Origin of the sequence: Agrococcus casei LMG 22410, assembly GCF_900163565.1 — a bacterium.
GTDB classification, from domain to species: Bacteria; Actinomycetota; Actinomycetes; order Actinomycetales; family Microbacteriaceae; genus Agrococcus; species Agrococcus casei.
In genome coordinates this window covers 128,870-155,639 of record NZ_FUHU01000044.1, presented here as the reverse complement: position 1 = coordinate 155,639, position 26,770 = coordinate 128,870, and the positions used below count along the sequence as shown (strand labels likewise).

The 26,770-nt window shown below is 65.8% G+C and carries 22 protein-coding genes, 1 tRNA gene and 1 other RNA gene; 13 read left to right on the top strand and 11 right to left on the bottom strand.

Annotated features, from left to right (window positions below):
* Nucleotides 1–76 precede the first annotated feature (76 nt).
* Nucleotides 77–733, top strand: a complete 657-nt coding sequence (locus CZ674_RS14435) for an aldose epimerase family protein (RefSeq protein WP_143244738.1) — start codon at nt 77–79, stop codon at nt 731–733.
* On the opposite strand, the gene CZ674_RS11935 is transcribed toward CZ674_RS14435, so the two are convergent.
* Nucleotides 730–1,674, bottom strand: a complete 945-nt coding sequence (locus tag CZ674_RS11935) for an ROK family protein (protein WP_200810102.1) — start codon at nt 1,672–1,674, stop codon at nt 730–732. The genes CZ674_RS14435 and CZ674_RS11935 overlap by 4 nt on opposite strands.
* 74 nt (nt 1,675–1,748) lie before the next feature.
* Between CZ674_RS11935 and CZ674_RS11930 the strand changes: the two genes are divergently transcribed.
* The 4 genes from CZ674_RS11930 to CZ674_RS11915 all read left to right on the top strand — a co-directional run bounded on the left by CZ674_RS11930 (nt 1,749) and on the right by CZ674_RS11915 (nt 6,996).
* Nucleotides 1,749–2,981: an ROK family transcriptional regulator gene (locus CZ674_RS11930; RefSeq protein ID WP_159456984.1), complete on the top strand. Its 1,233-nt coding sequence runs from the start codon at nt 1,749–1,751 to the stop codon at nt 2,979–2,981.
* A gap of 63 nt (nt 2,982–3,044) precedes the next feature.
* The gene (gene mmsA / locus CZ674_RS11925) at nt 3,045–4,562 is read left to right on the top strand and encodes a multiple monosaccharide ABC transporter ATP-binding protein (RefSeq protein ID WP_086992798.1); all 1,518 of its coding nucleotides are present in this window, start codon (nt 3,045–3,047) and stop codon (nt 4,560–4,562) included.
* Nucleotides 4,559–5,869, top strand: a complete 1,311-nt coding sequence (mmsB, locus tag CZ674_RS11920) for a multiple monosaccharide ABC transporter permease (protein ID WP_086992747.1) — start codon at nt 4,559–4,561, stop codon at nt 5,867–5,869. Before mmsA ends, mmsB begins: the two co-directional genes overlap by 4 nt.
* A gap of 17 nt (nt 5,870–5,886) precedes the next feature.
* On the top strand, nt 5,887–6,996 hold the full coding sequence (locus tag CZ674_RS11915; protein ID WP_086992746.1) for a substrate-binding domain-containing protein: 1,110 nt from the start codon (nt 5,887–5,889) through the stop codon (nt 6,994–6,996).
* 41 nt (nt 6,997–7,037) lie between these two features.
* Here CZ674_RS11915 and CZ674_RS11910 read toward each other — a convergent pair whose 3' ends face one another.
* From CZ674_RS11910 to CZ674_RS11900, 3 genes are all read right to left on the bottom strand, one after another.
* Entirely contained in the window at nt 7,038–7,670 is a 633-nt protein-coding gene (locus CZ674_RS11910; protein WP_159456983.1) for an endonuclease domain-containing protein, read from the bottom strand.
* A 379-nt stretch (nt 7,671–8,049) separates the two neighbouring features.
* A complete protein-coding gene (locus CZ674_RS11905; protein WP_086992744.1) occupies nt 8,050–8,427 on the bottom strand; it encodes an MGMT family protein in 378 nt (125 codons plus the stop codon).
* The gene (locus CZ674_RS11900; protein WP_086992743.1) at nt 8,408–9,781 is read right to left on the bottom strand and encodes an MFS transporter; all 1,374 of its coding nucleotides are present in this window, start codon (nt 9,779–9,781) and stop codon (nt 8,408–8,410) included. Before CZ674_RS11900 ends, CZ674_RS11905 begins: the two co-directional genes overlap by 20 nt.
* Before the next feature lie 81 nt (nt 9,782–9,862).
* Here CZ674_RS11900 and CZ674_RS11895 point away from each other — a divergent pair, with 81 nt between their 5' ends.
* The 4 genes from CZ674_RS11895 (at nt 9,863) to CZ674_RS11880 (ending at nt 14,593) form a co-directional block, all read left to right on the top strand.
* Complete coding sequence (locus tag CZ674_RS11895) at nt 9,863–10,318, top strand: SRPBCC family protein (RefSeq protein ID WP_086992742.1); 456 nt, start codon at nt 9,863–9,865, stop codon at nt 10,316–10,318.
* An 81-nt stretch (nt 10,319–10,399) separates the two neighbouring features.
* Complete coding sequence (locus CZ674_RS11890; protein WP_086992741.1) at nt 10,400–11,599, top strand: amidohydrolase; 1,200 nt, start codon at nt 10,400–10,402, stop codon at nt 11,597–11,599.
* Entirely contained in the window at nt 11,592–12,830 is a 1,239-nt protein-coding gene (locus CZ674_RS11885) for a multidrug effflux MFS transporter (protein WP_234988571.1), read from the top strand. The genes CZ674_RS11890 and CZ674_RS11885 overlap by 8 nt, the downstream gene beginning before the upstream one ends.
* A gap of 17 nt (nt 12,831–12,847) precedes the next feature.
* Entirely contained in the window at nt 12,848–14,593 is a 1,746-nt protein-coding gene (locus tag CZ674_RS11880) for a helicase HerA-like domain-containing protein (protein ID WP_086992739.1), read from the top strand.
* Here the strand turns inward: CZ674_RS11880 and CZ674_RS11875 are convergent.
* The 3 genes from CZ674_RS11875 to CZ674_RS11865 form a co-directional block, all read right to left on the bottom strand.
* A complete protein-coding gene (locus tag CZ674_RS11875) occupies nt 14,550–15,890 on the bottom strand; it encodes an acyltransferase family protein (protein WP_086992738.1) in 1,341 nt (446 codons plus the stop codon). The two genes, CZ674_RS11880 and CZ674_RS11875, sit on opposite strands and share 44 nt — an antisense overlap.
* Nucleotides 15,891–16,355: 465 nt before the next feature.
* Nucleotides 16,356–17,429, bottom strand: coding sequence for a DUF222 domain-containing protein (locus CZ674_RS11870; RefSeq protein WP_143244736.1), 1,074 nt, complete (start codon nt 17,427–17,429; stop codon nt 16,356–16,358).
* A gap of 286 nt (nt 17,430–17,715) precedes the next feature.
* Nucleotides 17,716–18,402 (bottom strand): response regulator, encoded by a 687-nt coding sequence (locus CZ674_RS11865; protein ID WP_086992736.1) that lies wholly within the window; start codon nt 18,400–18,402, stop codon nt 17,716–17,718.
* A 234-nt stretch (nt 18,403–18,636) separates the two neighbouring features.
* Between CZ674_RS11865 and CZ674_RS11860 the strand changes: the two genes are divergently transcribed.
* A complete protein-coding gene (locus tag CZ674_RS11860) occupies nt 18,637–20,601 on the top strand; it encodes a sensor histidine kinase (RefSeq protein ID WP_086992735.1) in 1,965 nt (654 codons plus the stop codon).
* Nucleotides 20,602–20,682: 81 nt separating this feature from the next.
* Entirely contained in the window at nt 20,683–22,008 is a 1,326-nt protein-coding gene (locus CZ674_RS11855; protein WP_086992734.1) for a heparan-alpha-glucosaminide N-acetyltransferase domain-containing protein, read from the top strand.
* 13 nt (nt 22,009–22,021) lie between these two features.
* On the opposite strand, the gene CZ674_RS11850 is transcribed toward CZ674_RS11855, so the two are convergent.
* Nucleotides 22,022–22,378, bottom strand: coding sequence for a hypothetical protein (locus CZ674_RS11850; protein ID WP_086992733.1), 357 nt, complete (start codon nt 22,376–22,378; stop codon nt 22,022–22,024).
* Nucleotides 22,379–22,567: 189 nt separating this feature from the next.
* Nucleotides 22,568–22,652 (bottom strand) — tRNA-Ser (locus CZ674_RS11845).
* A 98-nt stretch (nt 22,653–22,750) separates the two neighbouring features.
* Here CZ674_RS11845 and pta point away from each other — a divergent pair.
* Both pta and CZ674_RS11835 read left to right on the top strand, forming a co-directional pair.
* Nucleotides 22,751–24,835 (top strand): phosphate acetyltransferase, encoded by a 2,085-nt coding sequence (pta, locus tag CZ674_RS11840; protein ID WP_086992732.1) that lies wholly within the window; start codon nt 22,751–22,753, stop codon nt 24,833–24,835.
* Complete coding sequence (locus CZ674_RS11835; RefSeq protein WP_086992731.1) at nt 24,832–26,034, top strand: acetate/propionate family kinase; 1,203 nt, start codon at nt 24,832–24,834, stop codon at nt 26,032–26,034. The genes pta and CZ674_RS11835 overlap by 4 nt, the downstream gene beginning before the upstream one ends.
* Here CZ674_RS11835 and CZ674_RS11830 read toward each other — a convergent pair.
* On the bottom strand, nt 26,031–26,444 hold the full coding sequence (locus CZ674_RS11830; RefSeq protein WP_086992730.1) for a DUF3151 domain-containing protein: 414 nt from the start codon (nt 26,442–26,444) through the stop codon (nt 26,031–26,033). The genes CZ674_RS11835 and CZ674_RS11830 overlap by 4 nt on opposite strands.
* Nucleotides 26,445–26,492: 48 nt before the next feature.
* Nucleotides 26,493–26,589, bottom strand: an RNA gene (gene ffs / locus CZ674_RS11825) — signal recognition particle sRNA small type.
* Nucleotides 26,590–26,770: the final 181 nt, after the last annotated feature.

Sequence of the window (26,770 nt, the reverse complement as noted above, 5' to 3'; positions counted from 1 at the left end):
TCGATCACTGGCGAATCGATCACTGACGAACAGATTCGCATTGCCGAACGAACGGTATCGCGCATAGGGTTGCGGCATGGCCACGACAGATCTCGGACCTGACCGACGCGAGCGCATCGTGCAGGAAGTGCGCGATCGCGGCACCGTGCGCGTTCGAGACCTGGCAGACAAGCTCGAAGTCTCACTCATGACCGTGCGGCGCGATATCGAGCTGCTCGCGGGCGAGGGTGTGCTCGAGCGCATCCACGGCGGCGCACGACTCCGCGGCGGCCGTGTCGCCCTCGAACCCTCGCCGAAGGAGAAGGGGCTGCTCAACCCGGGCGAGAAGCGGGCGATCGCGAAGCTCGCGGCCGAGCGGGTCATGCTGGCCGACGGCGACCGGCTGCTGCCCGGTGACACGGTCGCCGTCGAACATGACCCAGCGCGGTTCGACTTTCGCGCCGGCAGGCCGATCGGCAGTGCCGAAATCGACCACGCGTTCGAGACAGCTGGAGCCGGCAGCGTGCTGCTGACAGACCCAGCCGGTGTCGGTGTTCGGATGGATTGGGATGCACGCTCAGCCTGGGTGCAGGTGCACACGGCAGACAGACCCGAGCCGGAGCTGCACAGGGCAGGCCTCGCGGTCGAGCCCATGACCTGCGCGCCCGATGCGTTCAACTCGGGCAGCGGGCTCGTGCGGCTCGAGCCAGGGGAGACGCACACCGCGTGGTGCGCGATCTCGGCTGTCGGCTAGAGGCTGAGCAGGTCGGCTCGCAGCACCTGGGCGGCGGCTCCGACGAGCGGTGCGTCCTTGCCGAGGCCAGCGCGCACGACGCGCAGCTCGCGGCCGTAGGCATTGACGCTGTGCTCTCGGGCGATGCGCTCGACCTGCGACGGGTAGTCGTCGGTCACGTACGAGAACCCTCCGCCCATGACGGCGAGCTCGGTGTTCAGCAGATTGGCGACGCTGGCCAGTCCGCGCCCCAGCGCAGAGGCTGAGCGTGCGACCGCTTCGAGCGCAAGGGCATCGCCCGCCCGCACTGCCGCGCTGAGCTCTTCGCCCGACGTGCCCGACCATCCGTGGGCCCGTGCCCACTCGACCGTGTACTTGCCGGATGCCTGCCCCTCGGCTGTCGCGCCGAAGACGTCGCCGTTCACAGGCGTGTCGACCACAAGCTGCCCCAGGTGCCCCGCATTGCCCGAGGCCCCGGCGATCACCCGGCCGTCGGCCACGATGCCGCCGCCGATGCCGGTCGAGACGACGAAGGCGATTGCGTTCTGCACGCCTGCCGCTGCCCCGAGCCAGAACTCGGCCAGGGCGATGCAGGTGCCGTCGAGCCTGAGCCGAACATCGTCGAGGCCGGTCGCCTGCTGCACGCGGCGCACGATCTCGAAGTCGCGCACGGCCGGCAGGTTGATGGGGCTGATGGTGCCCTCTGGCAGGTTGACGGGGCCGGCGGCGCCGATGCCGATGCTCGAGATGCCTGCCGCCAGCGGATGCTCGCGAACCTTGCGCACGGTCGTGAGCAGCGCGTCGGCGAACGCTTCAGCAGAGGCTGCGGCGGCTGCGCCGGTCGTCACGCGGATGCGCGTCTCGGCCAGCACTGCGCCGCCTGCGGTCACGACGGCGGCCTCGATCTTCGTGCCGCCGACGTCGACGGCGATGACGCTGGGCAGCGACGTTGCTGAGGTCATCTTGGCCTTCCTGAATGAGCCGGTCTTGCGTTCACGTCTTGACAGCAAGGACCGATACCGACAACTATAGCGACATGCAACGAGGCCACCGACGTCCGGGATCCACCGCAGCGCTGCGCGTCAGCAACGAGCGCGCGATTCTGCGCGACCTGCTGTCGAACGGACCGGCCACGCAGTCAGAGCTCGCACGGCGCACTCGGCTCTCGAACGGCAGCGTCTCGTCGATCGTCAAGGCCCTGCGCGGTCGCGGCATGCTCGAGACCAGCTCGACCGTCGCGTCGGGGCGCAGGGCGACGCTCGTGACCCCTCGCACGGCCAGTCGCACGGTGGCTGTCGGCATCGACCTCGGCCGCAGCCACATCGGCATCGCGGTGCTGAAGCCGGGGCGCGAGCTGCTGCTCGAGAAGCGCGTCGCGATGACGCCTGAGACTCCTGCGGAGCAGGCATTGGCGGATGTGCGGCAGCTGCTGCACGCGAGCCTCGGCGAGCTGGAGCGCACCACGGACGACATCGCCGGCATTGTGTTCGGCGTGCCAGGCCCCGTCGACCGGGAGCGAGGCGTCGTGGTCGACGGCACGATCCTGCCCGAGTGGGTCGGTCGGTCAGCAGATGACGTGTCGACGGCTCTCGGCATTCGGGTCGAGCTCGCGAACGACGCGGATGTCGGTGCGCTCGCCGAGCGCGCGTGGGGCTCTGGCAGCGAGATCGACGACTTCCTGTTCGTGAAGATCGGCACCGGAATCGGTGCCGGCATCGTCGCCGACGGCCACCTCTACACCGGCGGATTCGGCATCGCCGGCGAGATCGGCCACTCGACGGTCGACCCCACGGGTGCCCTGTGCCGGTGCGGAAACCGCGGCTGCCTCGAGACGGTTGCCGCGACTCCGGTCATTCTGCAATACCTGAGCGAGGCCTTCGGACGCTCGGTCTCGCGATCTGAACTGGGTGAGCTCGCGAGCACCAGGCACCGCGCCACCATGCGCGTCGTGCAGGATGCTGGCCAGGCGCTCGGGCAGTCGATCGCGTCTGCCGTGAACATCCTCGGATCGAAGCTCGTGATCATCGGCGGGCCGCTCAGCGAGACGGGCGACGTGCTGCTCGACCCGGTGCGTGAGGGCTTCGCGCGCTTCGCGATTCCCTCAGTGGCTGAACGCACTCGCGTCGAGCTCTCGCGGCTCGGCGAGGCCGGAAGCGCACGCGGAGCGGCCTCGCTCGCCTTCGACCGCGCGGACGAGTCTGCGTATCTGATCGACGACGCAGATAACATCTTGCTTTCAGATGTTGACAACAACTCTTCGGCATCGTAAGTTTCTACATCAACAGCTCACAAGGTGGTGAAAGTGGCACACGAAGACGCGAACCTGCTCGAAATGGTGAATATCACCAAGGAGTTCCCAGGTGTCAAAGCGCTCGACTCGGTCAACCTCGCGGTTCGACGCGGTGAGATCCATGCGATCTGCGGCGAGAACGGCGCGGGCAAGTCCACGCTGATGAAGGTGCTCTCGGGCGTCTATCCGGCGGGAACGTACACGGGCGACATCCGCTACGACGGAAGCGTGCGCCGGTTCAGCGGCATCAACGCCAGCGAAGAGGCCGGCATCGCGATCATCCACCAGGAGCTCGCGCTGATTCCCGAGCTCTCGATCACCGAGAACATCTTCCTCGGCAACGAGATCACGTCGATGGGCCGCATCGACTGGGACGAAGCACGTCGCCGCACCAATGAGCTGCTCCAGCGCGTGCAGCTGCGCGAAGACCCCGACACTCCGATCAAGTACCTCGGCGTCGGCAAGCAGCAGCTGGTCGAGATTGCCAAGGCCCTCGAGAAGGACGTCAAGCTGCTCATCCTCGATGAGCCGACGGCTGCGCTCAACGAGCACGACTCGCAGCAGCTGCTGCGCCTGATCACCGACCTCAAGGCCGAGGGCATGACGTCGATCATGATCTCGCACAAGCTCGCCGAGATCGAGCAGATCTCTGACAGCATCACGATCATCCGCGACGGCAAGTCGATCGAGACGCTCAGCGTCGACGGCACGGTCGACGAGGACCGCATCATTCGCGGCATGGTCGGCCGCACGCTCGGCAACAGATTCCCCGAGAAGTCGTCGAGGATCGGCGACGTCATGTTCGAGGTGCGCGACTGGACGGTGCAGCACCCGCTCGACACGACCAGGCTCGTTGCGAAGAACTCCAGCTTCAGGGTTCGCGCCGGTGAGGTCGTCGGTTTCGCGGGCCTCATGGGCGCCGGACGCACCGAGCTTGCGATGAGCATCTTCGGCCAGTCGTACGGCGTGAAGGTCTCGGGAGAGGCGTTCATGCACGGCGAGCCTGCGAAGATCCGCACGGTCAAGGATGCGATCAAGGCGGGCATCGCCTACGTGAGCGAAGACCGCAAGTCGCTGGGGCTCAACCTGCTCGACACGATCAAGCGATCGATCGTCGCTGCGAAGCTCGGACGCATCTCGAAGGGCAGCGTCGTCGACGACCTCGACGAGGCGCGCTACGCCGAGGAATACCGAAAAGACCTGCGCATCAAGTCGCCCACGGTCGAGGCCGGCGTCGACACGCTGTCTGGCGGCAACCAGCAGAAGGTCGTGCTCGCCAAGTGGATGTTCACGCAGCCTGAGCTGCTGATCCTCGACGAGCCCACGCGCGGCATCGATGTCGGCGCCAAGGCTGAGATCTACCAGATCATCCGCAGGCTGGCAGACGAGGGCAAGGCCATCGTGCTCATCTCGTCAGAGCTGCCCGAACTGATCGGCATGGCCGATCGCATCTACACGATTTTCGAAGGCGAGATCACCGGCGAGCTCGATGCCGCACGGGTTGATCAGGAGACCGTCATGCGCCACATGGCGCCGACACAGAAGGGACACGCGGCATGACCGCTGACAACACCAAAGAGCGCCGCGGGTTCCGTGCAAGCGACATCTGGCTGATCTTCGGCCGCCGGGGTTCCCTGAAGCAGCTGAGCATCCTCGGCGCGCTCGTGATCATCATCATGATCTTCCAGATCTGGACGAACGGCACCACGCTCTCCTCGGGCAACGTGATCAACCTCGTGCAGGCGTATTCGTTCATCCTGATCCTCTCGGTGGGCATGGTGATGGTGATCATCACCGGCCACATCGACCTCTCGGTGGGGTCGGTGGCCGCATTCGTCGGCATCGTAGTGGCCACTTCGATGCGCGACTGGGGCCTGCCGTGGTGGGCGGGCATCCTGCTCGGCATCGCGCTCGGCGCCGCAATCGGAGCCTTCCAAGGATTTTGGGTCGCCTACGTGGGGATTCCCGCATTCATCGTGACCCTTGCGGGCATGATGATCTGGCGCGGTGCTCAGCAGTGGGTCGGCCAGGCGCAGACCGTCGCTGTTCCCGACGGCTTCCGCCAGGCGCTCTACGGCTACCTGCCTGAAGTCGGCCCCGCGACTCCCTACAACAACCTCACGCTGCTGCTCGGCCTCATCGTCGTGCTCGCGATCATCTTCTTCCAGGTGCGCTCGCGTGCCAAGCGCAAGAGCTCGGGCGCCATGCTCGAGCCCGTCTGGGTAGTCGTCGCACGCACCGGCCTGCTCTCGGCAGTCGTCATCTACGCGACGCTGCTGTTCGCCAGCGGCCGTGTCGGCACCAGCTTCCCGTTCTCGGGCATCATTCTCGCGGTGCTGATCCTGTTCTACGCGTTCCTCACCAGCCGCACCAAGATCGGCCGCCACATCTACGCAGTCGGCGGCAACCGCAGGGCTGCTGAGCTCTCGGGCGTGAACTCCCGTCGCACCGACTTCTTCGTGATGATGAACATGTCGACGCTTGCCGGTGTCGCCGGCATGCTGTGGGCTGCCCGTGCTGGCGCCGCAGGCCCCGGTGACGGCACCATGTGGGAGCTCGACGCGATCGCCGGAGTCTTCATCGGAGGTGCGGCTGTCGCAGGCGGCATCGGCACCGTCTTCGGAGCGGTCATCGGTGGCCTCGTCATGGCAGTCCTGAACAACGGTCTGCAGCTGGTCGGTGTTCCGACCGACCGCATGCAGGTCATCAAGGGACTCGTGCTGCTCGTCGCAGTCGGCATCGACGTGCTCAACAAGCAGCAGGGCCGCTTCTCATTCATCGGAATCATGATGGCGAAGCTCAAGTCGGGTCGAACCGGCGGCCAGCTTGAGCAGCCACAACAGACATCCATTAGCGACAAGTCATAGAGAAAAGGAAGAAATCCATGAAGAAGAAACTGTTTGGAGCGATGGCGCTCGCAACGGTCGCGGGCCTCGTGCTCGCCGGCTGCGGCACCGGACGCGAAGACACCTCAGGCGACGGAGACGGCACCGACGGCGGAGCCGGCTTCGACGCAGACGCCCGCATTGGCGTTGCACTGCCCGACAAGACCAGTGAGAACTGGGTGCTTGCAGGCGACCTGTTCGTCAACGGCCTCGAAGAGGCTGGCTTCACCCCCGACGTGCAGTACGCCGGCTCGGCGAACGCCGTGCAGGACCAGCAGTCGCAGATCGAGGCCATGATCCAGAACGGCGCACAGGTGATCGTCATCGGTGCCGCTGACACCGGCCAGCTCGCAACGCAGCTGCAGGCTGCCAAGGATGCTGGCATCCTGGTGATCTCGTACGACCGCCTCATCCAGGGCACCGAGAACCTTGACTACTACATCGCGTTCGACAACTACCGCGTCGGCGAGCTGCAGGGCCAGGCTCTGCTCGATGGCATGGCAGACCGCTTCCCCGATGCAGACACCTACAACATCGAGCTGTTCTCGGGCTCGCCCGACGACTCGAACGCACCGGTGTTCTTCGAGGGTGCAATGAGCGTCCTGCAGCCGAAGATCGATGACGGCACCCTGAACGTCGTGTCGGGCCAGTCGGAGCTGGCCGCTACTGCTACACAAGGATGGCTCGCTGAGAACGCTCAGGAGCGCATGGACAACCTGATCACGGCCAACTACCGTGGCGGAACCGAGCTGCACGGTGTGCTCTCGCCGAACGACACGCTGGCTCGTGCGATCCTCGCATCGACGTCAGACGCTGGCCTCGACACCCCGGTCGTCACCGGCCAGGACTCCGAGGTCGAGTCGGTCAAGTCGATCATGGAGGGCGTGCAGTACTCCACGATCAGCAAGGACACCCGCATCCTCGTCGCTGACACGATCGACCTGATCTCGACGCTGCAGGCAGGCGAGACACCCGAGGGTGCTGAGGGCATGGACAACGGCTCTGCCGACATCCCCTCGATCCTCCTCGACCCGGTCATCGTGACGCAGGAGAACGCAGCTGAGGTCTACGCAGACGACCCCAAGCTGGGCCCGCTGACGGAGCAGTAAGCAGAGCGCACAGAGTTGGGCTGAGCGGTGGCCCGTGTGGATTATCCACGCGGAGCCCCGCTCAGCCCCACTTCTGTGCGCTGGCGCGGCCACACATGCCGCCGGTCGCGAATGATCTGCAGCAGGTCTCGTTCGATCAGTGGCCACTGGTCATGTATCTGGCGATAGCTCAGTCTGATGACCAGAAATCCCTTCGCGACCAGCATTCGGTCGCGAGCAAGGTCTCGCTCGCGGGCCTCCCATGAACCGTGCCAACGCTCGCTGTCGCATTCGATGACCAGCCGGTCGCCGATCAGCAAGTCGACGCGGCAGTCGGCTGCCAACCACACCTGCGTGCGCGCACGGACGCCCTTTGCGCGCAGCCGGAGTCGAGTCATCGTCTCGGTTCCTGCTTCGGCTTCAGCGGTCATGTCCACCAGGCGCTGTACTCGCAGCGGAGCCTGGCGCAGCCACGTTCGCAGCTGGTGCTCGGTCGCTCGCTTCAGATGCAGCAGCGAGTCGAGTACGACGACGAATTGCTCGTCGTTCAGACAACGTGCTGCGCTGCGTGTTGCAGTGTCGATGTCGTCCACTGCCGAAACCACAGGAGGATTGGCGCCGAACGGTCTGCACGACGAGTGCTTCACGGTGATGTGATCCGCTGCGCGCATGTGCAGCTTCGTCGTCTCGGGCACCCAGACGCCGTGATGCCTCAAGGCTGAGATGCAGCCGCAGCAGCCTCCTAGGGCAACTGCTCGAACCGCGTTGAGGTCGGCTTGTGGGGTGGCGAACCATCCGGGCCGTATTCGTCTGAGGCGGCCGCGGTTCACCGCGGTGCGAATCTGCGATGGATTGAAGCCTCGGGTGTGAAGCTGTTTGCGCGTGTGCACACCGTGGTCTTGCATCCGGTCATGATGCTTCTTGCGCACGCCGGGTGATAGCTCGGATGCGGTTCTGTTGAAAGCCAGCGCTGTGGAGAGTTGCTTCTATGGCGGCGCACAGGGCGCCCTCTGAGCGGGGCTCCGAGTGGATTATCCACGCGGAGCCCCGCTCAGCCCCACTTCTGTGCGCGGCTCAAAGCACAGGCAGATCACCGGCAGCGACGCGGTAGTCGGCGGCGAGCCGGCTCTCGTCGGCGCCGTAGTCGCTGTATCGGCAGCCGAGTCCGTTGGCCTTCACACGGATGCCCTCGACCTCCCAGTGCGCTCGAGCACGGCTGAGCAGCCCGCCCGAGAAGTCACCCGCATGGTTCGTGACACGCCACCATGGCGACTCGCGCGCGTAGTGGCGCATGATCGATCCCACCTGTCGCGGGCCGATGCCGACGATGCGTCCGATCACTCCGTAGGCGGCGACGCGGCCCGGCGGAATCGCCTCGACGCAGCGCAGCACGTGCTCGACGACGAGCTCGCGCCGGTCGCTGCCAGCCCGGTCACTGCTGGAGGGATGCACCCTTGAGCTCCGGCAGCAGGAACACCGCGCAGGCCGCGATCAGGAACGCGACACCGAAGATCGCGAACACCATGACGGGCCCGCCCGACACGATCACCAGCGGCACGATGAACGGCGAGATGATCGAGGCGATGCGCCCGAATCCGGCGGCGGCTCCAGTGCCGGTTCCGCGAATGTCGGTGGGGTAGAGCTCGGGGCCGATCGCATAGAGCGCGCCCCATGCGCCTAGGTTGAAGAACGACAGCATGCAGCCGGCGGTGATGATCATGGGCTCGGTCGTCGCGAGGCCGAAGAACACCGCTGACCCGGCAGAGCCGACCATGAAGGTCGCAAGGGTCGCGCGGCGGCCCCACGCTTCGATCAGCCAGGCAGACACTGCGTAGCCGGGCAGCTGAGCGAGCGTGATGATCAGTGTGAAGGTGAACGACTTCACGAGGTCGAATCCCTGTGCGACCAGCAGCGACGGAATCCAGATGAAGGCGCCGTAGTACGACAGGTTGATGCAGAACCAGATGATCCAGAGGCCAGAGGTGCGGCGACGCAGACCCTTGCTCCAGATTCCCGGGGCGTCGCCGTCGCTCGTGCGCGCATCCGTCTTCTTGTTCCTCGCCGGAACGACTTCGAGTGCCTGCGTCTCGGGTCCGGGGGTCGGATGCGCGATGCCGGCGGAGTTCTCGAAGTCGCGCACGATGTGCTCAGCCTCGTCGAGACGGCCCTTCGACTCGAGGAACCGCACTGACTCGGGGAGGCCGAAGCGGATGACGATCGCGTAGGCGGCGGGCACGAGGCCGATTGCGAAGCCCCAGCGCCAGCCGTTTTCGCTGAGGGGAATGACGAAGGTGCCGATGCAGGCGGCGGCGATCCAGCCGACTGCCCAGAAGGCTTCGAGCCAGACGACCACTCGGCCGCGAATCCGCTTGGGGGCGAACTCCGAGATGAGGGTCGAGGCGACCGGCAGCTCTGCGCCGAGTCCGAGGCCGACGATGAATCGCAGCACGATGAGCATGCCGACGCCGGTGGCGAGGGCGGATGCGCCGGTTGCGATGCCGTAGATCAGCAGGGTCACTGCGAAGACCTGGCGGCGACCGATCTTGTCGGCGAGCAGGCCGCCGAACGTGGCGCCGATGGCCATGCCGACGAAGCCGATCGAGCCGATGAATCCGAGGGTCGTCGTGTCGAGGTCCCAGTGCACTGCGAGCGCAGCCATGACGAATGAGATCAGACCGACATCCATGGCGTCGAGGGCCCAGCCCACGCCGCTGCCGAACAGCATCCTTCCGTGCTTCTTCGTGAATGGAAGGCGGTCGAGACGCTCATTTCTTGTGAGACGACGCGACGTTGCGGGTGTAGTCATGCGTTATGGACTCTTCTGGCGCTGGAAACTGGGGGTGAGTACACAATAGCCAGCCGTGCATGAGTGTGTCACCATGAACTCATGAACGCTGCCTTCACAGATGACGAGGAATTCATCGAAGAGGAACGACTTGAAGTGCGGTCGTTCGTTGCCGGTCGCATTGACGAGGTCTGGCAGCACTGGGTCGACCCCGAGCTGTTGGCCGAGTGGTGGTGGCCGATGTTCGACGACACCCGCTACGAAGTCGATGCGCAGATCGGCGGCATCTACCGCATGCACACCGTGTCGGGCGGCATGGCCGTCGCGGGCGAATTCACCGAGGTGATCGACGGCAGGCGCCTCGAGTACTCGTGGCACTGGTCGGGCGAGTCGGGCGAGAGCAGCGTGTCGGTCGACTTCGCAGAGGGCGATGGCGGAACCGTCGTCACCGTCGCCCAGACCGGCATCGCGTTCGACGACATCGACCCGCTGACCGAGGGCTGGGAAGACGTGATGACCCGCCTCGAAGAGCGTTTCGACGACATGGCCGACGACTGATTGTCGTATCTCAATCGAAAGGCGTAGCCTGGGCTCGGATGTCGCGTGCGCACTGTGCGCGACTGCGAAGAGGAGAGACGCTTGACCATCGCAATCACGAACGCACACGTCATCCCCGTCACGGGTGAGGCATTCGACGGCACTGTCGTCATCGAAGACGGTCGCATCGCGGCGCTCGGAGCAGACATCGCTGTTCCAGAAGGCGCCGAGGTCGTCGATGCCGGCGGCGCACACCTGACCCCCGGACTCGTCGATGCGCACGTGCACCTGGGCGTGCATCCGGAAGGCGACGGCGGCGCCGCGAGCGACACGAACGAGATGACCGGCGTCAACCAGGCCGGCGTGCGCACGATCGACGCGATCGACCCCCTCGAAGAGGGATGGGATGCGGCACTGGCTGGCGGCGTCACGACAGTGAACGTCAACCCAGGGTCCGGAAACCCGATCGGCGGTCAGGCGACGACGCTGCACACGTGGGGCCGGATCGTCGACGAGATGACGCTGCGCGTGCCGGCTGGCATGAAGTCGGCGCTCGGCGAGAACCCCAAGCGCGTCTACGGCGAGAAGCGCCAGACTCCGTCGACCAGGCTCGGCAACGCGAAGGTCATTCGCGAGGCGTTCTTCGAGGCTCAGAACTACATGGCGCAGCAGGCTCACGCTGCAGCCGAGGGCAAGCCGTTCGCACGCGACGTCACGAACGAGGCGCTCGCCCAGGTGCTGCGCGGCGAGATCCCGTGGCGTCAGCACTGCCACCGTGCAGATGACGTCGTCACTGCTGTGCGCCTGTCTGAGGAGTTCGGCTACAAGCTCGTCATCGATCACGGCACCGAAGCGCACCTCGTCGCCGATCTGCTCGCTGAGAAGGGCATCCCCGTGCTGATCGGGCCCCTCTTCACGACCAAGTCGAAGATGGAGTTGCGCGGTCGCTCGATTGCGAACCCCGCGAAGCTGGCGGCTGCGGGCGTCGAGGTGTCGCTGATCACGGACCACCCGGTGATTCCGATCTCGTTCCACGTGCACCAGGCGAGCCTGGCGATGCGCGAGGGGCTCGACCGCGACACTGCGCTGCGTGCCATCACGATCAACCCGGCGAAGGTGCTCGGCGTCGACGCTGAAGTCGGCTCTCTCGAAGTCGGCAAGCGTGCCGACCTCGTGCTGTGGAGCGGCGACTGGGCCGACACCATGGCGCGCCCCACGGGCGTGTGGGTCGACGGCAAGCGCGTCTTCGAGTTCGATGAGGAGACCCGCGAAGAGCGCGTGGCATCGCGCGAGCTTGTCTAGATCGAGGCAGATCGTCACACTCGTGACGCTCGGGCTGCTCACGGGGCTCGGGCCGTTCACGATTGACCTGTATCTGCCGGCGTTCCCGCAGCTGCGGGAGGACTTCGGCGTCGCCGACGGCCAGGTGCAGCTGACGCTTGCCGCGACGACCCTCGGGTTCGCGCTCGGCCAGCTGGTCGTCGGGCCGCTCAGCGACCGCATCGGCAGGCGCATTCCGCTGCTGGCTGCGAACTCGGTGCATGTGCTGGCTTCGCTCGGCGTTGCGATGGCACCCGACATCGAGGTGCTGTCGCTGCTGCGCATCCTGCAGGGCCTCGGCGCTGCGGGCGGTGCGGTCGTCGCGATGGCGATGGTGCGCGACCTGTTCTCGGGCGATCGGCTGATCGTCGCGCTCAGCCGCCTCATGCTGGTGCAGGGTGCGGCGCCCGTGGTCGCGCCGATCGTCGGCTCGCTGCTGCTGAGCGTGGTCGAGTGGCGCGGCATCTTCGTGGTGCTCGCCGGCTACGGGCTGCTCATGATCGTGCTGCAGGCGCTGATCCTGCGCGAGACGCATCCGCGCGGGCGCGGGTTCGGCACTGCCGAGCCGTTCTTCACGCGCTATCGGCGCGTGCTGAGCGACCGCGTCTACGTCGGCATCCTGCTGCTCGCGTTCGCGACGTGGGGTGGCCTGTTCTCGTACCTGGCGAGTGCGTCGCTGCTGCTGCAGGGCGTGTATGGGTTCACCGAGCTGCAGTTCGGTGCGGTGTTCGCGGTCTGTGCGATCGGTGTCGTCAGCGGTTCGCAGGTGTCGCCGCTCTTCTCGACGCGACACGGACCCCCTGTCACGCTCATGCTCGGCACTGCCTACCTGCTGCTGATGGGCATCCTCATGCTGTCTGTCGCGCTGCTGGATGCGCATGTCGTGGTGATCATCGTCGCGCTGTTCCTGTACGAGTTCGGGGTGGGGCTTGTGAACCCGGCGGTGCAGGCGATCGGGCTCGGCCGTCACGGTCGCGATGCCGGAACCGCCGCCAGCCTGATCGGTGCCACCGGCATGCTCGGTGCGGCGCTGGTGGGGCCGGTGATCGGGATGTTCCCGGTGACGAGCGCTGTTCCGATGGCCTCGGCGGTCGCGATCTCGGCGGTCGTCGGCGTGATCGTGCTGTGGTCGGTGGTGCGGCCGCGCAGCATCGCACCGCTGCCGACCGGCGACGCGCGAACCGACGAGCTGCCCGTGCAGGGGCGTGGATAGCCTCGTAGTATCTGACTATGAGCGACTCCCAGATCGAGCAGGCGAAGAAGGCACTCGAAGAAGCGCAGCGAGCGCTTGCCGAGGCAGAGGCGAAGGCGGCAGAGGCTGCGAATGCGGAGGAGGCGGCGGATGCGCCAGTCGACGAGCCAGCAGCAGCGCCGGCCGAGCCTGCGGCAGGGGGGCCGCTGAGCGAGCCGAGTGTCTCGGTCATCCGCGACGGATACAAGTCGGAGGCCTCTTCACTTGACATCGGTGCACTCGTGAACGGGGAGGCGCGTGCGGATGTGCAGGTGCGCATCCCGCTTCGCATGCTGAACCGCCACGGGCTCGTCGCAGGTGCGACCGGAACCGGCAAGACGAAGACGCTGCAGGTGCTGGCCGAGCAGCTGTCTGATGCGGGTGTCCCCGTGTTCGCGCCCGACATCAAGGGCGACCTCACGGGTGTGCTGACTGCTGGCGAGAGCGGCGAGAAGCTGCTGGCTCGCACCGAGGGCATCGGCCAGGCGTGGGAGGGCAAGGCGTTTCCGAGTGAGCTGTTCAGCCTCGGCGGCCGCGGCACGGGTGTGCCGATTCGGGCGACGGTGACCGACTTCGGTCCGCTGCTGCTGTCGAAGGTGCTCGGCCTCAACCAGACGCAGGAGTCGAGCCTGTCGCTCGTGTTCGCGTTTGCCGACCAGCAGGGTCTGCCGCTTGTCGATCTGAAGGATCTGCGCGAGGTGCTGCTCTACCTCACGGGCGATGAGGGCAAGGAGGAGCTCGGTCGCATCGGCGGCGTCTCGAAGGCGACGGTCGGTGTGATTCTGCGTGAGCTGACGGCGTTTGCGGCCGACGGAGCCGAGGTGTTCTTCGGCGAGCCCGAGTTCGAGATCGATGACCTGCTGCAGGTCACAGACGGTCGCGGTGTGATCAGCCTGCTGCAGATTCCGGAGGTGGCGTCGCAGCCGAGGCTGTTCTCGACGTTCCTCATGTGGCTGCTCGGAGAGCTGTTCGAGCTGCTGCCCGAGGTCGGCGACCCCGACAAGCCGAAGCTTGTGTTCTTCTTCGACGAGGCGCACCTGCTCTTCAATGATGCGTCGAAGGACTTCCTTGCGGCGATCACGCAGACTGTGCGGCTCATCCGGTCGAAGGGCGTCGGCGTCTTCTTCGTGACGCAGACCCCCAAGGATGTGCCTGGTGACGTGCTCGCTCAGCTGGGCTCGCGCATCCAGCATCAGCTTCGTGCGCACACTCCCGACTCTGCCAAGGCGCTGCGTCAGACCGTGCGCACTTACCCCAACAGCGACTACGACCTCGAGGAGGTGCTGACGCAGCTCGGCATCGGCGAGGCGATCGTGACGGTGATGAACGAGAAGGGTGCGCCGACTCCGGTTGCCTGGACGCGGGTGCGGGCGCCGCAGGGGTCGATGGATCCGTCGCCCCAGGCCACTCAGGATGCCGTGGTGCAGGCGTCGTCGCTCGATGCCAAGTATCGCGACGCTGTCGATCGCGAGTCTGCGTTCGAGATGCTGCAGGCGCGAATCGGAGCTGCTGAGGCGGCTGCCGAGGCCGAAGCGTTTGCGAAGGAAGAAGAGGAGCGTCGCGAGGCAGAGCTCAAGGAGGCTGCTCGCCTCGAGCGGGAGGCCGCGCGCGATGCCAAGGCCAAATCGAGCTCGAGGTCGAAGCGTGACAACGGCAACCCTGTGCTTGATGCGCTGACTTCGCGAACGGGGCAGCGGATCATCAAGCAGGTCTTCCGAGGGATTCTGGGCAACCGTCGTCGCTGACTGACCTGCCGGTGAAGCCGAGCGCGATGCTCACCAGCAGCATGCAAACGGATGCGGTGGCGGCGAGCGGGTTCGCGACGCCTGCCAGCAGCACCAGGGTGACGCCTGCGGCTGCATCGATCACCGACGCCAGGGCGGCGTGGGAAGCGACTGGCTTCGGTGCTGGCAGGGCTGTTGCGATGCGCTCGAAGCGCTGCAGCACGGCAGTTGCCGGGATCAGCACGAGTGCGATCGACACCAGCCACGGCACTCTCGTCGCCCACCATGCTGCTGAGTGGGGTTCGGGCATGGGGATCTCGGCAGCCCAGAGCACGCCGATGAGTGCCATGATCAGCGGCATGTGCCACAGGTAGACGGTCATTGCTCGCGGGTTTGCGATGCGCACCAGTCTTGAGACGGCGGGGTGGGCGAAGGCTCGGTCGAGGGTCGGCTTGGCGAGTCGCAGTGCGCAGAGGTGCACGACAGCCAGCAGCGCGAGCAGGATCGTCGGCGGGTTGAGGTTGGCGATCAGGTCGGTGCTCCAGAGCCCGGTTGCCATGAGGGTGACCATGGCGGTCAGAGCGGCGACGAGTGTCACAGCGGGTGTGCGGCGGGATGCTCTGTGCAAGTCGCTGCGCCAGCTGCGGGCGAAGAAGCCGAGCTGCTGGGCGAAGAGCCAGACGAACAGCAGGTTGGCGTAGCCGATGCCGTCGATGCCGGTGACGATTCGTGTCAGGTCGACTGCGACGATCGCAGCCGACAGGGCGGCGACGGTTCGCTTCGGAGCGAGTCGGTGCAGTCGTGCCATGGCGGGAACGAGAGCGGATGCGCCGATGTAGACAGCGAGGAACCACAGTGGCTGGGCGATGCGGTGTCCGGCTTCGGCTGCGAGTTCATCGCTGAGGCCGGCTGCTCTGGCTATTGCGATTCCGGTGGCCGAGATTGCGATCATTGCGACTGCAGGGATCACGAGTCGTCGCGTGCGGGCGACGACGTAGGTGGTCCAGTGTTCGCCGCGACTCTGCATCTGGCGCCACTGGCTCAGTGATGCGAAGCCGCCTGCGATGAAGAACAGCGGCATGACCTGCAGTGCCCAAGTGAGGGGAGCGAACCAGGGCTGGCCGTCCATGGCGACGGATGTCACGAGGGAGCCGTGTGAGTTCTCGATGCCGACCATGAGTGCGTGCAGCACGACGACCACCAGCAGGCATGCGGTGCGGATGGCGTCAATGGTGCCGTCGCGGCCTGGTGCTAGTGCTGGTGTTGGCGTGGCTGTGCGTTCTGCGGCTGCGCGGGCCGGGTGGTGTGCGATTGCCATGGTGTCTCCTCGTTCGGCTGAGGAGAACGTATGGTTCAGGCATGCCGGTGCGCGTCACTCTCTCGAGGGGTTCGGGCGCGACGAGAGGATGACGTTCTGAGATGTTCGGGCGTCAGTCGCTGGCGGGCCGGCCGGCATACACGCATCACCCGTGCACGCCCAAACGGGAGTACACGAGAAACCGCAATTCGCGCATCCGTGCACCAGAAGCCGCAGCTTCTGCGGTTTCTCGTGACATCGCGGTTTCTCGTGACGCGGGCGGGCATCGACAGTGGGAATCGGCTGTCGGGCATCATCTTCGGATTGCCCTGACGGCTTTCCATTTCTGAGTCTGGGGGTCTTTGGTCATCTTGAGGCGTTCGAGATGCACTTGATGGTGGTGGGGAAACGATCCTGACGGATCGTTTCCGTGGATTGTGCTGGATCGGAGGCTCGCGATCCCGGTCTTTCCACGAAAACGGCCTGTTAGCCGTTTTCCCACACTGACGGGATCGTGCATCCGTCTGTCGCACAAGTGGGGTAGGCGACGTTCAGCGCCTTGCGCTGGGCAGGGGAGAACAGTCGCTGTGACCGGCCGAGCTTCAACACATTGCCGGAATCGTCGGTGATGGCCGCCTGCACCGCGTCGTCGCAGATGATCCGGGAGACCTCAGCGACCGGCACGAACTCCTGTGTGCGGCTGACACGAGCGAGGGCTGGCGTGCCGTTGGCGTGCTTGTCGATCTCGGCCATGGGCACGGTGACGAGCAGCGTTGGTGCGGACCCACCTTGAGTGCTCGTGTGCTTGCTCTTCGCGGCGGTGGTGAAAGCCTGGACGAATGCGTCGGCCATCTTCTGCTCACGGGTGCGCATGTCGATCTCGGGGTCACCGTCTGGTGCTGAAAGGCGCGTGCGTGGCGATGCGTTCGCATCGAGGAACTGCATCACCGCCGCACCATCCGTTGCTGTCAGCAGTGTGATGACGGTGACCATGCCGTCTTCTTGTACCCACGCTTTGCACGACCTCCGCGAATGCTGCTGCTCGGTGCGCAGCTCGACCTGCTCGGGATCGTGCTGGGCGAACCAGCCGCGGATGCTGTCGCGGAGGTCTTCGGGGCTCCACGGCTGGCTGGAGTCGCTGCCCTCAGCAAATGCGACGGCACTGCGATCGGCCATGGCCAGGAACTCCGCATCAAAGCGATCACGCTGCCGATCAAACTCCCGCACGATGATGATCGCCTGTTGTGACGACACTGTGCCGGCCTCGATCGCTTCGGCAAGCACCGGGTACTCGCGGTGCTCCAACAGTTTGCCGAGTCGCACGTAGGCGTCGGCCTGGCCCTTTGCGAACCCGACTTCATGCTGCAAGAGGTTTGCAGTCGAGGAGTATTGGAGGTCTTTGGCGACGCTCGACAGGATTGAGCCGGAGTGCTCGAGCACCTGTGCAAACCTAGCCAGATGCGCCTGGTGCTGCAGAGCGAACTCGGTCATCGCGTTGAGTGTCGCGAACCGGTCGCCAGTGGAGCACGAGGTGAAGTCGTCGAAGGCGGCATCCAACACCTGGGCAGCCTCCGCGGTCAGTCACTGAATCGTCTCAGCGGTGCTGCTCGGCGTTGCAGTGGCTAGTGCGGTGCTCATGCTCACCTCCTTCGTTAGAACCAACGTAATGGCGACGTCTGACATGGGGAGGCGGCGTCGGATCGAGCGAGAATTGCGGTGCACGAGAGGCCGCAATTCGGGCATCCGTGCACGAGCAGCCGCAGGTTTTGCGGTTTCTGGTGACATTGCGGTTTCTCGTGGCGCAGCTGCCAGCGACGAAGCAGACGCAGGCGAAGCCGCAGCAGCCCTACCGCTCCGCGGTCACCAGCCCTGACTCGTAGGCAGTGACGACGATCTGCGTGCGGTCGCGCAGCCCGAGCTTCGACAGAATCCGAGAGACGTGCGTCTTCACGGTCTGCTCAGACACATACAGCTCAGCCGCAATCTCGGCATTCGACTTGCCCGTCGCGATCTCGCGCATGACGCCGAGCTCGCGCTCCGTCAGTTCGCTGAGCTTCTGGGCGTCACGCCTGGGCGCAGGCCGTGTCGCATAGTCGGCGATCAGCCTGCTCGTCACAGAGGGAGCAAGCAGCGACTCGCCCCCAGCCACGACGCGCACCGCACTGACGAGATCGTCGGCCGTCGCATCCTTGAGAATGAACCCGCTCGCACCCGCCCGCAGCGCATCGAACACATACTCGTCGGCATCGAACGTCGTCAGGATGATCACCCGCGGATGCGACAGCCCCGGCATCGCAAGCACCGCCTTGGTGGCGTCGATGCCGTTGAGCTTGGGCATGCGGATGTCCATGAGGATCACATCAGGACTCGTGCGCTTCACGAGCTCGGTCACCTCGAGGCCGTCGGCAGCCGTCGCGACTACCGTGACGTCGGGCTGCGCGTCGAGCAGCGCACCGAATCCCTGCCGCACCATCGCCTGGTCATCGACGATCATCACCCGGATCGGGGTCACGGAATCAGGCGCGTCGCTCATGCCAGGAACGTAGCACGCGCCAACGACAGAATCCGGCTCAGCACAGAACTATCACTCTCAGGGGTGCCATGCGATTCACTCTCGCGGGTGACGCAAGCGCGAAGCCGTGCCAGCACTGTGGTGCCTGTCAGCGAAACCGCAAGCAAGTCCGCAGGCAGAACCGCAGACAAGATCCGCAGGCAACACCGGCGAGACCCATCACCGCCGGCACACAGAGTAGGAGACAATCGACCAATGGCCACACACCAGCAGGAGGCGCACCCGTCGTGGCTGCGCCGCACGGCCTCGCAACTGGGTCGCGACTACGCATACGTCGTGCCCGGCATGTTCATCTCAGTGTTCGCCTTCGCGGTGCTGCTGACGCTCTTCACACTCGGAGTCGGCACCGTCATCATCTGGGTGGGCGCGATCATCCTGCCGTTCACCCTCGCGATCGCAGGCGCCTTCGCCGACCTGTCGCGTGTGAGACTGCGGATGCTCGGCATCGACTTCGCACCGGTGCAGTACCAGCCGCGTCAGCGGGGCGTGCTCGGCACCATGAAGACACTCGCAGACCCGCGCCGCTGGCTCGACCTGGTGTTCGAGGGGCTGATCGCGTTTCCGATGCGCCTGTTCACCTTCGTGTTCGCGGTCACGTGGTCTGCGATCGCACTCGGCGGGCTCACCTTCTGGATCTGGGGTGCGACACTGCCGCGCGGAACATCGCTGATCGAGCTGATTCTCGACGCCATGTTCGGTGGCGCGATTCCGGCGTCGATCACCGGCAGCTTCTGGGTCGACGCCGTGTTCAACCTGGTGCTCGGCATCATCGCGATCGTCACGCTTCCGTGGGTCATGCGCGGCCTCGCCCTGCTCGACGCCTCGGTCACGAAGGCGGCGCTGCTCGGCGGATCATCAGGCGTCTCGAATCGCCCCGGCCCTCCCCGCCAGGACGCTCCCGGCTCCGGCGCCGCAGCTCAGCCGCGCCCGCGCATCCGCACTGAGGGCACTGCCCGCGGGCAGTCATTGTCGGCAGACGGATGGGCGTGGATCGTCGCCGGCGCCGCTGCGGTCGCGCTGCTGGCAGTGACGTGGCCTGTTCTCGCAGCCGCGTACGAATGGAACGTCGTCGTCTCGATGGTGCTGGCCGTCGCGCAGAGCGCCGCGGTCGTGCTCGCAGTGCGCTGGGCGGTCGCCGCGATCCTGCTCGACGTGTTCACCATCACGGGGTCGATCCTCTACGTCGCAGCCGCTGGCCCGCTGGTCGACCTCCCGCTTCCGTGGCCGGTCACGCTGCTGATCGCCCACTCGCTCATCGTGCTGCTGGTCGCGCTGCGACGCCCGTGGCCGTGGAGCGTCATCGCCTGGTTCGGCGGCTTGGTGCCGTCGGGTCTCCTGCTCGCAATCCTCGATGGCACCGATCTGCCCGGGCACGTGATGGCCAACATCATCGTCGCCGCGTCGGTCTCGGGCGGAGTCGCCGTCATCGGTATCGTCATCCGGCAGCTGACGCAGAGCCGCGGCGCCCTCGACACCGAGCGCCGCGCAAGCGCCGAGCAGACCGCAAAGCGCCAGGAGCTCGAGGAGCGCAACCGCATCGCACAGGAGCTGCACGACGTCGTCGCACACTCGATGTCGGTCATCGCCGTGCAGTCGACGACCGCGAAGTACCGCATCGAAGGCCTCGACGATCGAGCCGTCGGCGAGTTCGCCTCGATCGCCGACTCGTCGCGCCGAGCGCTCACCGAGATGCGCGGCCTGCTGAGCCTGCTGCGCACCGACTCCGATGCACCGCTCGCTCCGCAGCCCGAACTGGCTGACCTCGAGGCGCTCATCGAGTCGACTCGCCAGTCAGGAGCCCGCATCGACTTCACCGCCCTCGACTCGCAAGGCGAGCCGGCGCAGCTCGCCGCAGTCGCCGCATCCGTGCCCTCTGCGACTGGGCTGACGGCCTACCGCATCGTGCAGGAGTCATTGAGCAATGCGGTGCGACACTCGCCGGGGGCCGACGTGCACGTCTCGGTGCGGCGCGAGACGGATGCGCTGAGCATCCGAGTCGAGAACGGTCTGGCGTCTGAGGCGCTCGCGGCTTCGCCTTCGCCAGGCTCCGGCATGGGGCTTGTGGGCCTACGCGGCCGCGCAGCTGCACTCGGCGGTCAGGTCACAGCTGGCCCGACTGCGACTGGATACCTGCTTACGGCACGTCTTCCTCTGCAGTGACCTCGGTGCAGATCATCCTGCAGGCGTATTCTTCGTCGGCAATGACCTGTCACGGGCCAGTCGTGCACGACAATTGCGATCATGACTTCGTCGCTCACGACCGCGCCTGCGCGCCCGCAATCACTCAGGCAGACACTGCGCGACTTCGGACGCCCGCCGCGCATCGTCGGTCTCGACATCGCTCGCGGCATCGCCGTCATCGGCATGATCGCAGCGCACACGCTCGAGACTTCAGCCATGTTCGTGTGGTCGGATCCAGAGACCTGGACTGCGCTGGCCAACGGTCGCCCGTCGATCCTGTTCGCGCTGCTCGCGGGCATCTCGATCGCCCTCATGACCGGGCGAACGCAAGTGCCCGAGCGCTCGCAGCTGGGCAGCATCCGACTGCGGCTGGTCGCGCGCGGCGTGATGATCTTCGCGATCGGGCTGGTGCTCGAGCTGCTCGGCACCAACATCGCCATCATCCTGACGTTCTACGGCATCGTCTACGTCGTCGCGATGCTGTTCGTCGGGCTGCGGGTGCGAACGCTCGTGATCTGGGCGGCTGCGCTCGCGGTCGCGGGGCCGGCGCTGCAGGCGGGGCTGGTCAGCGTCTCGCCATTCGGGTTCGGCGAGGGCACGACGCTCATGTTGCACGGCACCTACTCGATCTTCGTCTGGACGTCGCTGATGCTCGCGGGCCTCGCCCTCGGCAGGCTCGAGCTGACGCGGGCCAAGGTTGCTGCTGGGGCGCTGGCGATCGGCGTTGCGATGTCTTCCATCGGATACTCGGTCGGCGTGCTGTGGGGGCCAGGAGAAGAAGCCGGATGGTCGTCGTCGGTGTCGAGCGCGTCTTCGTCGGCGTCGTCGAGTGCCTATGCAGCGCCCGTGACTCCGGGCGACGAGGTCGATCTGTCTGGCCTGTTCTGCGAGGACTACGGCGACGGCTTCGTGTCGTGCTACCCGCCTGAGTTCTTCGATGAGATGCCCGAAGACGAGCCGATCGAGTCGCAGCAGCGGCTCGGCGGAAGCTGGGACGACTACATCGACATGGTGCAGGCCAACGCGCCGCTCGACATGATGTCGGATGCGCTCCTGGCGAGCTCGCCGCACTCGGGAGGCACGATGGAGCTGTTCGGATCCGGCGGTCTTGCTCTCGCGCTCGTCGGCCTGCTGCTGCTCGTCGGGAGGGGGCTGCGGCACGCGCTGCTGCCGATCGCGGCGGTCGGTTCGATGCCGCTCACGGCCTACACGACGCACGTCGTGGTGATCTGGATCGTCGGAGGCCCGGGCGGCTGGATCGACGACCCCGCGTTCTTCTGGTGGCTGACCGGCGCCGTGCTCGTCGGCTGCACTGCGTGGGCGCTGCTCGTGGGACGCGGGCCGCTCGAACGGCTGACCGCATACGTCAGCAGGCGGGTCGGCTAGGCGTGATGTCCAGCTAGGCAGCCGGCCTGAGCTCGTTCGGGTCGAGCGGGAAGCGCGCGCTGTACAGCTGCTTCTCGCCGCCGATCACGTTGAAGGCGCCGTCGTCGACGGTGAGGCCGATGGTCTCGGGCGTGACTTCGGTGACGCGAACGCGCAGCCACTCGCCTGATGCGAGCCGCAGCTCGTAGGCGTCCGCGAGGTAGCCGATGCCGAGCTCTTCGAGGGCCTCTTCGGCCTCGAGCCAGTCGACATTGCCGGTGACGTCGCGACCCAGCAGGTCGACTGCGACGAAGTCTTCGCCGGATGGGCGGATCCAGCCGACGAGTTCGCGGTCGGTTCCGCGGCGGTGCTCGATGTGCGTTTCGGTCATGCCCACGAGCGTATGCGACTTGGCCCGCCATAACTCACGTCATAGCGGGGTGCCGACTGCAATATGCAGCTGACCCGCCTCAGGAGCGTGAGTTGTGGCGGAGAACTGTCAAAGAATTGACGGAGGATAGGGGATTTGCAATTCGCACTGCGAATTGATTGAGGGGTGCATCGCCTATGCGACGCGAAGCGGAGGATAGGGGATTCGAACCCCTGAGGGCTTGCACCCAACACGCTTTCCAAGCGTGCGCCATAGGCCACTAGGCGAATCCTCCAGGTGACCGTTCAAGGTCAACTCCACAACTCTACCCAATATTTGCTCGGGCTTCGACGCGAGCGGCATTCGCGCATCCGCCGGACTAGTGTTGGTGCCGTGACTCGCATCGTCATCGCTTCTCCAGAAGGCCATACCGGCAAGTCGATCATTGCGCTCGGACTCGTCGACGCACTGAGCAGAAGGGTCGAGCGCGTGGGCGTGTTCAGGCCCGTCGCGCGCTCGAGCGAAGACTTCGTTCTCGACGCGCTGCTCGAGCATGAGGCGGTCGTCACCGACGCCGCCATCGCGACCGGAACCACGTACGACGCAGTGCACGACAGCCCGGATGCGGCACTCGCCACGATCGTCGAGCGGTTCCATGTCGTAGAAGACGGCTGTGATGCGGTGGTCGTGCTCGGGTCTGACTACACCGACGTCGGCAGCCCCGCCGAGCTCGAGTACAACGCGCGGGTCGCCGCGAACCTGGGCGCATCGGTCGTGCTGGTGCTCGGCGGGTTCAACCCCGACACCCGCCAGCCGCGCTCTGCAGAAGAGCTGCGTCAGCTTGCGCTCGTCTCGATCGGCGAGCTGCACCAGGCCCACGCGACCCTGGGTGCCGTCATCGTGAACCGCGTCGTCGGCGACCGCGACGAGATCCGCGGAGTCGTGTCGACCGTCGTCGAAGAAGCGCCTGTTTGGACGATCGGCGATGATCCCGAACTCTCGGCCCCGACCGTTGCCGAGCTCTTCGCGTCGACGGATGCGCAGCTCGTCTCGGGCGACGCAGCACTCGTCGATCGCGCCGCACTGGGCACCGTTGTCGCCGGGATGTCGATGGAGAACGTGCTCGATCGCCTGATCGAGGGCGGCGTGCTGGTGGTTCCGGGCGACCGAGCCGACGTGGTGGTCGGCGTGCTGCTGGCCCAACAGTCGGAGACGTTCCCGAACATCTCGGGCATCATCCTGAACGGCGGGTTCGACCTGCCGCCATCGGTGCAGCGGCTGCTCGACGGGCTGCGGCTCTCGATGCCCATCGCGAAGAGCCCGCTCGGCACCTACGACTCGGCGCGCGCGATCGCGCACACCCGCGGCTCCTTTCTGCGCGGAACCGTGAGTCGGCGCGAGCTCGCGCTCGCGACCTTCGAGCAGAGCGTCGACGTTCCACACCTGCTCGACCATCTCTCGGTGCAGAGCGCTGAAGTCGTCACGCCGCTGATCTTCGAGCACGGGCTGATCGAGCAGGCCCGGCAGAAGCGGATGCGCATTGTGCTTCCCGAGGGCGACGACGACCGCATTCTCGAAGCGGCGGCAATCGCGATGCAGCGACAGATCGCCGACGTCGTGCTGCTGGGTGACGAGTCTCAGATCCGCGCCCGCGCATCCGAACTCGGGCTGCAGCTTGAAGACGTGCGCATTCTGCCGACCGACGCCGGCGGCGACCTCGAGAAGTATGCGGGCGAGTACGCGAAGCTGCGCGCACACAAGGGCGTCACTCTTGAAGAGGCTCGCGAACGAGTGCAGGATGGCAGCTACTTCGGCACCATGATGGTGAAGCTCGGCGACGCCGACGGCATGGTCTCGGGCGCCGCCAACACCACAGCACACACGATTCGGCCGTCGTTCGAGGTCATCAAGACCAAGCCGGGGGTCAACGTCGTCTCGAGCGTGTTCCTGATGGCGCTGGCCGATCGGGTGCTCGTCTACGGAGACTGTGCGGTGATTCCGGATCCGACCGCAGACCAGCTCGCCGACATCGCTGTGTCTTCAGCCGACACGGCCGCGCAGTTCGGCATCCGCCCCCGCATTGCGATGCTGTCGTACTCGACCGGCGAATCCGGAACCGGCGCCGAAGTCGACAAAGTGCGCGAGGCGACCGCATTCGTGCGCGAGCGTGCGCCGCACCTGCCCGTGGCCGGACCGATTCAGTACGACGCGGCCGCCGACCCGACCGTTGCCGAGAAGAAGATGCCCGGCAGCGATGTCGCGGGCCAGGCCACGGTGTTCATCTTTCCCGACCTCAACACCGGCAACAACACGTACAAAGCCGTGCAGCGGTCGGCCGGTGCGGTTGCCATGGGGCCGGTGCTGCAGGGGCTGAACGCGCCCGTCAACGACCTGTCGCGCGGCGCCACGGTGCCCGACATCGTGAACACGATCGCGATCACCGCGATCCAGGCGCAGTCCGCGCAGGAGCAAGCATGAGCACCGTCTTTGTCGTCAACGCCGGCTCTTCGAGCTTGAAGTATCAGCTGGTCGAGCTTGCAAGCGGCGCGTCGCTGGCTTCGGGACTCATCGAGCGAATCGGGCAGGTGCGCTCGAGTGCCAAGCACAAGAATGCCGCCGGCGGTGAGGCTCAAGAAGAGCTACACATTCAAGACCACGCCCAGGCATTCGGATGGGTTCTGCGCCAGTTCGACGCAGTCGGCCCCAGCCTCGATGATGCCGACATGATCGGCGTGGGGCACCGGGTGGTGCAGGGCGGTTCGCGGTTTGACCGCGCGACGATCATTGACGGCCGCGTGCAAGATCAGATCGAGGCCTTGAGTCCACTGGCACCGCTGCATAATCCCGCAAATGTGGTGGGCATCCGTGCCGCTCGAGCAGCGTTCGCGAACCTGCCCCACGTGGCCGTGTTCGACACCGCCTTCCACCTCACGTTGCCGCCCGCTGCATACACGTACGCTCTGGATCGCTCGGTTGCCGAAGAGCACCGAGTGCGCAAATACGGCTTCCACGGCACGAGCCACCAGTTTGTGTCGCGCAGGCTCGCGGAGCTTGTCGGTAAACCCCTTGGCGAGACGAACTCGATCGTGTTGCACCTGGGCAATGGCTCATCCGCGTGTGCTGTTCGGGGCGGCGAATCGGTCGAAACGAGCATGGGCATGACGCCGCTTGCGGGGCTCGTCATGGGCACGCGCACCGGCGATATTGATGCGAGCGTGCTGCTGCACCTTGCTCGCAACGGTGGGTACTCGATCGACGATCTCGACACCCTGTTGAACAAGCGGTCTGGCCTGCTCGGCATGGCCGGCTCGAATGACATGCGCGACGTGCGGGCCAGCGCTGGCGCGGGTGTTGAGGCTGCGCGCGTTGCTCTTGAAACCTACACGTATCGGATTCGCGGTGTCGTCGGGCAGTACATGGCGCAGTTGGGCCGCACGGATGCGCTCGCATTTACCGCAGGCGTCGGCGAGAACAGTGCCGAAACTCGTGCCGAGTCGCTGGCCGGCCTCGAGTCGTTCGGCATCGTGATCGACGCCGACCGCAACGCTGGAACCGGGCCCGATGGTGACGCGAAAGAGCGCCGCATCTCGGCCGACGAGTCCGCTATTGCGGTGTGGGTTGTGCCCACGAACGAAGAGCTCGAGATCGCGCAGCAGGTCGCGGCGGTTGTCGCCTAGCGGTTTTCGAGCTCGCTGATTGCCGAGGGGTCTGCGTCGTTCAGGAAGTCGGTCAGTCGCGTGACTTCTGCGTCTTCACTGATGAGCGCTGCGGCTTCGCGCAGTGCAAAGAGGCAGCGCAGTACGCCGCGGTTACCTTCGTGACTCCAGGGAATGGGGCCTGCGCCCTTCCAGCCAGCCTTCCGCAACGAGTCCAGCCCGCGGTGGTAGCCGACGCGAGCGTAGGCGTACGCCTCGACGTCGCGGCCCTCGGCGCGGGTCCTGTCGGCGAGTTCCGCCCAAGCGAGGGGAGACTCCGGATGCGCACGCACGACATCCGCCGGCGCAGTGCCGTGAGCGAGTGCTTGCGAGACCGCAGTGTTTTCGGGCAGGAGTGTGGGCTCTGGTCCGAGCAGGTTCTCACCGATCATGCGGGCAGTCTACGCGGGCGGCAAATGGCTGATCTGCGGAACGGAAAGAATAAAGACTCCCCGCGCACCCGCCAGAGCCCGGTTACCCTTGCTACGTTTCCGTCCTGGGGGAGTTGGCCTGGATGGCGCCACGCGAGGAGCCGACAACCATCGTATCAGCGCTTCATTGCTGGATGCTCACGAGCCGTTTGTCACTGTGCATGTTCCATTGCCAACGATCGCGGGCAACGCGGCTTGGATCGAGGTTGGATTGTTCGAAATCCATGTCTGACCGCCGGCCATCATCTTCGTGGTCCTCCCTTCAAAGATGAGAGTTGTCCCGAAGA

Excerpts from the sequence above, each read along its gene's own strand:
- CZ674_RS14435 (WP_143244738.1), top strand. The coding sequence starts at position 77 with ATGGCCACGACAGATCTCGGACCTGACCGACGCGAGCGCATCGTGCAG.
- CZ674_RS11935 (WP_200810102.1), bottom strand. The coding sequence starts at position 1,674 with ATGACCTCAGCAACGTCGCTGCCCAGCGTCATCGCCGTCGACGTCGGC.
- CZ674_RS11930 (WP_159456984.1), top strand. The coding sequence starts at position 1,749 with ATGCAACGAGGCCACCGACGTCCGGGATCCACCGCAGCGCTGCGCGTC.
- mmsA (WP_086992798.1), top strand. The coding sequence starts at position 3,045 with ATGGTGAATATCACCAAGGAGTTCCCAGGTGTCAAAGCGCTCGACTCG.
- mmsB (WP_086992747.1), top strand. The coding sequence starts at position 4,559 with ATGACCGCTGACAACACCAAAGAGCGCCGCGGGTTCCGTGCAAGCGAC.
- CZ674_RS11915 (WP_086992746.1), top strand. The coding sequence starts at position 5,887 with ATGAAGAAGAAACTGTTTGGAGCGATGGCGCTCGCAACGGTCGCGGGC.
- CZ674_RS11900 (WP_086992743.1), bottom strand. The coding sequence starts at position 9,781 with ATGACTACACCCGCAACGTCGCGTCGTCTCACAAGAAATGAGCGTCTC.
- CZ674_RS11895 (WP_086992742.1), top strand. The coding sequence starts at position 9,863 with ATGAACGCTGCCTTCACAGATGACGAGGAATTCATCGAAGAGGAACGA.
- CZ674_RS11880 (WP_086992739.1), top strand. The coding sequence starts at position 12,848 with ATGAGCGACTCCCAGATCGAGCAGGCGAAGAAGGCACTCGAAGAAGCG.
- CZ674_RS11875 (WP_086992738.1), bottom strand. The coding sequence starts at position 15,890 with ATGGCAATCGCACACCACCCGGCCCGCGCAGCCGCAGAACGCACAGCC.
- CZ674_RS11865 (WP_086992736.1), bottom strand. The coding sequence starts at position 18,402 with ATGAGCGACGCGCCTGATTCCGTGACCCCGATCCGGGTGATGATCGTC.
- CZ674_RS11860 (WP_086992735.1), top strand. The coding sequence starts at position 18,637 with ATGGCCACACACCAGCAGGAGGCGCACCCGTCGTGGCTGCGCCGCACG.
- CZ674_RS11855 (WP_086992734.1), top strand. The coding sequence starts at position 20,683 with ATGACTTCGTCGCTCACGACCGCGCCTGCGCGCCCGCAATCACTCAGG.
- CZ674_RS11850 (WP_086992733.1), bottom strand. The coding sequence starts at position 22,378 with ATGACCGAAACGCACATCGAGCACCGCCGCGGAACCGACCGCGAACTC.
- CZ674_RS11835 (WP_086992731.1), top strand. The coding sequence starts at position 24,832 with ATGAGCACCGTCTTTGTCGTCAACGCCGGCTCTTCGAGCTTGAAGTAT.
- CZ674_RS11830 (WP_086992730.1), bottom strand. The coding sequence starts at position 26,444 with ATGATCGGTGAGAACCTGCTCGGACCAGAGCCCACACTCCTGCCCGAA.